Genomic DNA, 6,721 nt, shown 5'->3' with positions numbered 1-6,721 from the left:
CTACGATCTCACCGGCCCGCCGCCGGCGCTCGACGGGGTTGATGCCCTGATCCACGCGGGGTTCTCGCATGAGCCGGGCCGATACCGCGGCGGCGAGGGCGACGATCCGGAGGGCTTCCTCTCGGCCAACCGCGACGGCACCCTGCGCCTCTTCGAGGCCGCGGCAGGGGCCGGGGTGCGACGGGTGATCTTCCTCTCCTCGCGGGCGGTCTACGGGGACTATCCCCCCGGGACGGAACTGACCGAGGAGATGACCCCGCGCCCCGACACGCTCTACGGCGCGGTCAAGGCCGAGGCGGAGGCCGCGCTCGCCGCGCTGCCCGGCGGCGTCGCACTGCGCGCCACCGGCGTCTACGGGCCGGCCGGGCCGGGGCAGCGGCACAAATGGGCCGGGCTGTTCGAAAACTACCTCGCCGGGGAGACGATCACGCCGCGCCGGGGCACGGAGGTGCACGGCGCCGACCTCGCCGCGGCGGTGCGGCTGGTGCTCGAGGCGCCGGAGGAGCGGCTCGGCGACGGGGTCTTCAACGTCTCGGATCTGCTGCTCGACCGGCGCGCCCTGCTGGCGGAGGTGGCGCGGGCGACCGGCTGCCCGCATCCCCTGCCCGCCGAGAGCGCCGCGCCGGTGAGCGTCATGCGCTGCGACCGCCTCACCGCGCTCGGCTGGCGGCCAGGCGGCATGGCGCGGCTGCGGGCGACGCTGCCGGCGATGCTCGACGGCCTGCCCGGCGCTCGGCGGCCCTGACGGGCCGTCGCAGGGCCTCGGTGCGGACCAAGCGGTTTTCAAACCGCTTGAAAGGCGCTTCCAAGCGCCTTTCGCTCAGCCCAGACGCACGCCCTCTCGCCCGGCGAGATCGACGAAGAACTGCCAGGCCACCCGGCCCGAGCGCGCGCCGCGCGTGGCCTGCCACTCGATCGCCTCGGCGCGGAGGCGCGTCTCGTCGATCTCGACGCCATAGGCCGCGCAGTAACCGCGGATCATCTCGAGATACTCGTCCTGCGAACAGGGATGGAAGCCGAGCCACAGCCCGAAGCGGTCGGAGAGCGAGACCTTTTCCTCAACCGCCTCGGCCGGGTTGATCGCGGTGGAGCGCTCGTTCTCGATCATGTCGCGCGGCATCAGGTGGCGCCGGTTGGACGTGGCATAGAGCGCCACGTTCTCGGGCCGCCCTTCCACCCCGCCGTCGAGCACCGCCTTGAGGCTCTTGTAGTGCTGGTCGTCCTGCGAAAACGAGAGATCGTCGCAGAAGAGCAGGAAGCGATGCGCCGAGGCCGCGCGCAGGAGCGACAGGAGCCGCCCGACGCTCGGCAGATCCTCGCGCTGAAGCTCCACGATCTTCAGGGGATGCCCCTCGCCCACCACCTCGGCGTGCACGGCCTTCACGAGAGAGCTCTTGCCCATGCCGCGCGCGCCCCAGAGGAGCGCGTTGTTGGCCGGCAGCCCCTGCGCGAAGGCGCGGGTGTTGGCGAGGAGGATGTCGCGCACCTGCGCGATGCCGACCAGCAGCGCGAGGTCCACCCGGTTCACCCGCCCCACCGGCTCCAGCCGGTCGGGCTCGGTGTGCCAGACGAAGGCCTCCGCCCCGTCGAAGTCGGGCGCGGGCCGCGGCGGGGGCGCCATGCGCTCCAGCGCCGCGGCGATCCGGCTCAGCGCCTCACCGTCGGGGCCGGGGCCTCTCACCGGTCGCGACCCGTGTCGTCGTCGTCGCGGTCGAACTCGCGCATCAGCGGGTCCTCGCCCTGGTCGGCCTCGCCGTAGGGGTCGTCGTCGTCCTCGAACCAGAGGCCCTGCGCCCTGAGCTCCGCCTCGCGCTTGCGCTCGACGCGCTTCACCAGCCAGATCGAGACCTCGTAGAGCCCGTAGACCACGACGAAGAGGATCACCTGCGTGATGACGTCCGGCGGCGTCACCAGCGCGGCGAGCACGAGGATGCCGACGACGGCGTATTTACGCACCGTCCGAAGCCCCTCGGCGCTGACGAGACCGGCCTTGCCCATCAGCGTCAGCAGCACCGGCAGCTGGAAGCAGAGGCCGAAGGCGACGATGAACTTGATGGTCAGCGAAAGGTATTCCTGCGCCGAGCCCTGGAAGGCGATGCCCGCCGTCGCCCCCTCCGCCTCGCCCTGGTCGAGCACGCTGCCCGGCTGCTGGAAGCCGAGGAAGAAATCGAAGGCAAGCGGCGTCACCACGTAATAGGCGAAGGCCGCGCCGAGGAAGAACATGAAGGGCGAGGCCAGCATGAAGGGCAGGAAGGCGCCCTTCTCGGACCTGTAGAGCCCCGGCGCCACGAAGCGCCACATCTGGAAACTGATCATCGGAAAGGACAGCACGAGACCGCCCAGAAGCGAGATCGACACGGCGACGAAGAAGCCCTCCTGCAGCCGGATCAGGATCAGCCCGCAGTCCGTCATGCCGCGCACCGCCATCGCGTCGCAGAGCGGGCGCGTCAGGAAATCGAAGATCGGGTTCCAGACGGTGAAGCAGATCACCATGCCGACGATGAAGGCGAGCACCGAGCGGATCAGCCGCGTGCGCAGCTCCGCGAGGTGCTCGATCAGCGGCGCCTGGCTGTCGTCGACCCCGTCGACATCGTCGACCTTGCTCATTCCTTGCGGTCCTCAGGCGCGGGGGCGTCGGTCCGGTCGGGCCGGGGCGCGTCGTCCGGGCTGTCGGTGGCGCTGTCGCCCGACGCAGGTGTCGCGCCCGCATCGGTCTTTTCGCGGAGGGCGTCGCGGCGGGCCTGCGCCTCGGCCGCGCGGTCCCGCGCGAGCTTGGCCGTCTCGCTGTCGGGGTCCCAGCGCGCCGTTTCGCGCAGCGACTCCTCGACCCCGTCGAGGCCCATCGACTTCGCGCTCGTCGCGTCCTTGAAGCCCTTCGTCGCGTCCTTGAACCCGCGCGTGGCCTCGCTGACGCCGCTTTCCTCGGCGGCGTCGTTCATCGCGCGGGAGAACTCGCGTGCCATGCCGCGGGCCTTTCCCATGAACCGGCCGACGTTGCGGAAAAGCACCGGCAGGTCCTTGGGCCCCACCACGATCAGCGCGACGATGCCGATGACGAGAAGCTCCGTCCAGCCCAGGTCGAGCATGGATCAGACCTTGTCTTTCTCTTGCTCCGTCGTCTCGGGCGTGACGTCGCGGGCCTCCTCGTTGGACTGGGCTTCCAGTTCCTCGGTGCCGTCCTTCACGCCCTTCTTGAAGGCCGTGATGCCCTTGCCGACCTCGCCCATCAGCGAGCTGATCTTGCCGCGCCCGAAGAGCACCAGAACGACGACCGCAATGAGAAGCAGGCCCGGCAGGCCGATGTTGTTGAGCATGGTCACTCTCCTCGTGGCAGTGCGGGCGCCGCCTGCGCCCACGCCTCCTGTGGCGCAGATGTAGTGGCTCGCTCCGCCCGGCGAAAGCGCGAATGCGGCCTCGTTGCCCGGCGGCAGGCAAGTTTTTTCATCCGCTCCTGCCATTATTGCGTCAACTGACGGGATACTGTCAAATTCGGGACCGGGGAGGCACCGCCATGACGCGCAGCGAACGACTCTATGCCCTGATCGAGACTCTGCGGCGGGGCGGGCCGCACCGTGCGGAGGACCTCGCCGCGCGCTTCGGCGTCTCGCTGCGCACGATCTACCGCGACATGGAGACGCTCTCCGCCTCCGGCGTGCCGGTCGAGGGCACGCGCGGACAGGGCTATCGCGCGAAGGCGGGCGTCACGCTGCCCTCGCTCGTGCTCGACGAGGCCGAGCTCGAGGTGCTGCATGTCGCGCTCGCGGTGATGGGCGGTGCCGAGGACGCCTCGCTGCGCGACGCCGCCGCCTCGCTCGCCGCGAAGATCGAGGAGGCGCTGCCCGAGGAGCCGGGCCGCCGCGCCGAGGGCTTCGGCCTCGCCACCTACCCGTTCGATGCCGCCGCGCGCGGTGCCGAACACCTGCCGCCGCTGCGCGCCGCGATCCGCGCGCGCCAGAAGCTGCGCATCCGCCTCGCGGGTGGTGGGGGCGCGCGCGTGGCGCGGCCGCTCAAGCTGGACTACTGGGGGCGGCTCTGGACCGCGATCGTCTGGGACGAGACCGCGGCAGATTTCGCCGAGGTCCGGGTCGACCGGATCGAGGAGCTGACGGTCCTGCCGCAGCTTTTCGTCGACGAGCCGGGCAAGCGGCTCGCCGATCATCACGCGGCGCGGGCCTGAGCGCGGCGGCCGCCGCGCCCGACCCGGCGCCGGTCAGTCGATCTCGACGAGCTCGACCTCGAAGGTGAGGTCCTTGCCCGCGAGCGGGTGGTTCGCATCCAGCGTCACCGTCTCGTCCGTGGCGGTCACCACGGTCACCGGCAGAACCTGCCCTTCGGGCGTCTGCATCTGCAGCCGCGTGCCGGGATCGAGCGGGATGTCGGCCGGGATACCCTCGCGCGGGATCTCCTGCTTCGCGGAGGGATCGTGCTGCCCGTAGGCGTCGTCGGCGGGCACGTCCACGCGCTTGCTCTCGCCGACGCTCATGCCGGGAATCGCCTTGTCGAGACCGGGGATGATCTCGCCCGAGCCGAGGGTGAACTGAAGCGGCTCGCGCTCGCGCGAGCTGTCGAAGGTCGAGCCGTCCGACAGCGTGCCGGTATAGTGGATACGGACGGTATCGCCCGACTTGGCCTGAGTCATGAGGCCTCCTGTAGATCCGTGGAAAGGGGATGTCGTGCTTTCGAGGCCGCGCGCGACGCGCACGGGTTGCTCGGATGTCTCTTGAAGGGTGACCGAGGTGCGGCCGGATGTAAACCCCGGCGCGATCGCCCTTGTCCCGCTCGGCGACGCCGTGCCAGTCTCGCGCGGGAATGGTTATCGACACGCCCCCGCGCCTCTGCGTCTTCGACGCCTATGGCACCCTCTTCGACGTGGCCGCCGCGGCGCGGCGCGCCGCCGCCGAGCCGGGGCGCGCGGCGCTCGCCGAACGCTGGCCGCAGCTCGCCGAGGCGTGGCGGCTCAAGCAGTTGCAGTACACCTGGCTGCGCGCGATCACCGGGGCGCATGCGGATTTCTGGACCGTCACCGAGAACGGGCTCGACTGGGCGCTGGAGGCCACGGGCCTCGACGGCGACGCGGAGCTGCGCACGCGCCTTCTTGCGCTCTACCGCGAGCTCGACGCCTACCCCGAGGTGCCCGCGGTGCTCGATGCGCTGCGCGCAGGTGGCCGGCGCACGGCGATCCTGTCGAACGGATCGCCGGAGATGCTCGCCGCGGCGGTCGGCAGCGCGGGCCTCGGCGACCGCCTCGACGCCGTGCTCTCGGTGGAGGAGGTCGGCGTCTTCAAGCCCGCGCGGGCCGTCTACGACCTCGTCGGCGCGCGCTTCGGCACGCCGCCGGACGGGGTGCTCTTCGTCTCGGCCAACGGCTGGGACGCGGCCGCCGCCACGGGCCATGGCTTCCGCACGGCATGGGTGAACCGCGCGGCCGATCCGGTGGACCGGCTGCCGTGGCGGCCGGCGCATGTCGTCGGCGACCTCGCCGACATCCCACGACTCGCAGGTCTCTGAATGCCCCGTTTCACCACCTCCGACGGTCTCTCGCTCTTCTACAGCGACGAAGGCGCGGGCCGCCCCGTCCTCTGCCTCGCAGGGCTCACCCGCAACGCGACCGATTTCGACTACCTCGCGCCGCATCTCCGCGGGGCGGTGCGGCTCATTCGCATGGACTACCGCGGGCGCGGGCGCTCGGACTGGGCCGACGACCCGATGACCTACACGATCCCGCGGGAGGCCGCCGACGCGACGGAGCTTCTCGACCACCTCGGCCTCGCCTCGGCGGCCGTGCTCGGCACCTCGCGCGGCGGGCTGATCGCGCTCTTCCTCGCCGCGACGGCGCGCGAGCGGCTCGACGGCGTCCTGTTCAACGACATCGGCCCGGTTCTGGAGCCTGCGGGGCTCGAGCCCATCATGGCGTATCTCGGGCGCGACCCGGCATGGAAAACCGTGCGCGAGGCGGTCGCGGCGCGCGCCGCGGCGCTGACCGGCTTCGAGGGCGTGCCGGAGCACCGCTGGCGCGAGGAGATCGACCACCTTTACCACGTGCTGCCGGAGGGCCTGCGCATCGCCTACGACCCGCGCCTGCGCGAGGCGGTGGTGGAGGCCGGCGCGAAAGGCGCCGCGGACCTCTGGCCCTGGTTCGACGCGCTGGAGGGGCTGGCCACGGCCGTGATCCGGGGCGCGAACTCCGACCTGCTGAGCGCGGCCACGGTCGCGGAGATGCGCCGCCGCCGGCCGGACCTGATCGCCGCGGAGGTGCCCGGTCGCGGGCATGTGCCCTTCCTCGACGAGCCCGAGTCGCTCGCCGCGATCCGGGCGTGGCTGGAGCGGCTGGCATGACGGCCACGGACACGCGCGAGGCCGCCGACGCGGCGATGATCGAGGCGGCGGCGGAGCGGCTCACGGGGCATGTCCGGCGCACGCCGCTCCTCGCCTCGCCCTTCCTCGACGAGATCGCCGGGCGGCGGGTCCTGGTGAAGGCCGAGTGCCTGCAGCACACCGGCAGCTTCAAGGCACGCGGCGCCTGGTCGGCCGTCTCGGCGCTGGCGCCGGAGGTGCGCGCCCGCGGCGTCATCGCCTATTCGAGCGGCAACCACGCGCAGGGCGTGGCCCATGCCGCGCGGCACCACGGCGTGCCGGCGGTGATCGTGATGCCCGCCGACGCGCCGCGGCTCAAGATCGAGAACACCCGCGCGCTGGGCGCCGAGGTGGTGCTCTACGACCG

Annotated in this window: 10 protein-coding genes; 5 read left to right on the top strand and 5 right to left on the bottom strand. The window is 71.8% G+C overall.

Annotated elements, in window-relative coordinates; translation table 11 throughout:
• Positions 1–745 (top strand): NAD-dependent epimerase/dehydratase family protein (locus ACESL7_RS11365; protein ID WP_372893436.1); only part of this gene is annotated, 745 nt, incomplete at its 5' end.
• A 75-nt stretch (positions 746–820) separates the two neighbouring features.
• Here the strand turns inward: ACESL7_RS11365 and ACESL7_RS11360 are convergent.
• From ACESL7_RS11360 to ACESL7_RS11345, 4 genes are read right to left on the bottom strand one after another with little or no spacing between them, the layout of a single operon-like run.
• Complete coding sequence (locus ACESL7_RS11360) at positions 821–1,621, bottom strand: ATP-binding protein (protein WP_372893437.1); 801 nt, start codon at positions 1,619–1,621, stop codon at positions 821–823.
• Between the two features lie 56 nt (positions 1,622–1,677).
• A complete protein-coding gene (gene tatC / locus ACESL7_RS11355; protein WP_372893435.1) occupies positions 1,678–2,607 on the bottom strand; it encodes a twin-arginine translocase subunit TatC in 930 nt (309 codons plus the stop codon).
• Positions 2,604–3,086, bottom strand: a complete 483-nt coding sequence (tatB, locus tag ACESL7_RS11350; RefSeq protein WP_372893434.1) for a Sec-independent protein translocase protein TatB — start codon at positions 3,084–3,086, stop codon at positions 2,604–2,606. Before tatB ends, tatC begins: the two co-directional genes overlap by 4 nt.
• 3 nt (positions 3,087–3,089) lie before the next feature.
• Complete coding sequence (locus tag ACESL7_RS11345) at positions 3,090–3,314, bottom strand: twin-arginine translocase TatA/TatE family subunit (protein WP_372893433.1); 225 nt, start codon at positions 3,312–3,314, stop codon at positions 3,090–3,092.
• 197 nt (positions 3,315–3,511) lie between these two features.
• Here ACESL7_RS11345 and ACESL7_RS11340 point away from each other — a divergent pair, with 197 nt between their 5' ends.
• On the top strand, positions 3,512–4,177 hold the full coding sequence (locus tag ACESL7_RS11340) for a helix-turn-helix transcriptional regulator (protein ID WP_372893432.1): 666 nt from the start codon (positions 3,512–3,514) through the stop codon (positions 4,175–4,177).
• A gap of 33 nt (positions 4,178–4,210) precedes the next feature.
• Here ACESL7_RS11340 and ACESL7_RS11335 read toward each other — a convergent pair whose 3' ends face one another.
• Entirely contained in the window at positions 4,211–4,639 is a 429-nt protein-coding gene (locus ACESL7_RS11335; protein WP_372893431.1) for an FKBP-type peptidyl-prolyl cis-trans isomerase, read from the bottom strand.
• Between the two features lie 170 nt (positions 4,640–4,809).
• Between ACESL7_RS11335 and ACESL7_RS11330 the strand changes: the two genes are divergently transcribed.
• The 3 genes from ACESL7_RS11330 to ACESL7_RS11320 all read left to right on the top strand — a co-directional run.
• Positions 4,810–5,508: a haloacid dehalogenase type II gene (locus tag ACESL7_RS11330; RefSeq protein WP_372893430.1), complete on the top strand. Its 699-nt coding sequence runs from the start codon at positions 4,810–4,812 to the stop codon at positions 5,506–5,508.
• A complete protein-coding gene (locus ACESL7_RS11325; RefSeq protein ID WP_372893429.1) occupies positions 5,509–6,336 on the top strand; it encodes an alpha/beta fold hydrolase in 828 nt (275 codons plus the stop codon). It begins immediately after the preceding gene.
• On the top strand, positions 6,333–6,721 hold a 389-nt coding region (locus ACESL7_RS11320), incomplete at its 3' end, for a threonine ammonia-lyase (protein WP_372893428.1). The genes ACESL7_RS11325 and ACESL7_RS11320, both read left to right, overlap by 4 nt.

It is taken from the genome of Rhodosalinus sp., assembly GCF_041685465.1.
GTDB lineage: Bacteria > Pseudomonadota > Alphaproteobacteria > Rhodobacterales > Rhodobacteraceae > Rhodosalinus.
The sequence above is the reverse complement of the archived record's forward strand: the minus strand, read 5'-3'. Positions and strand labels throughout refer to the sequence as shown.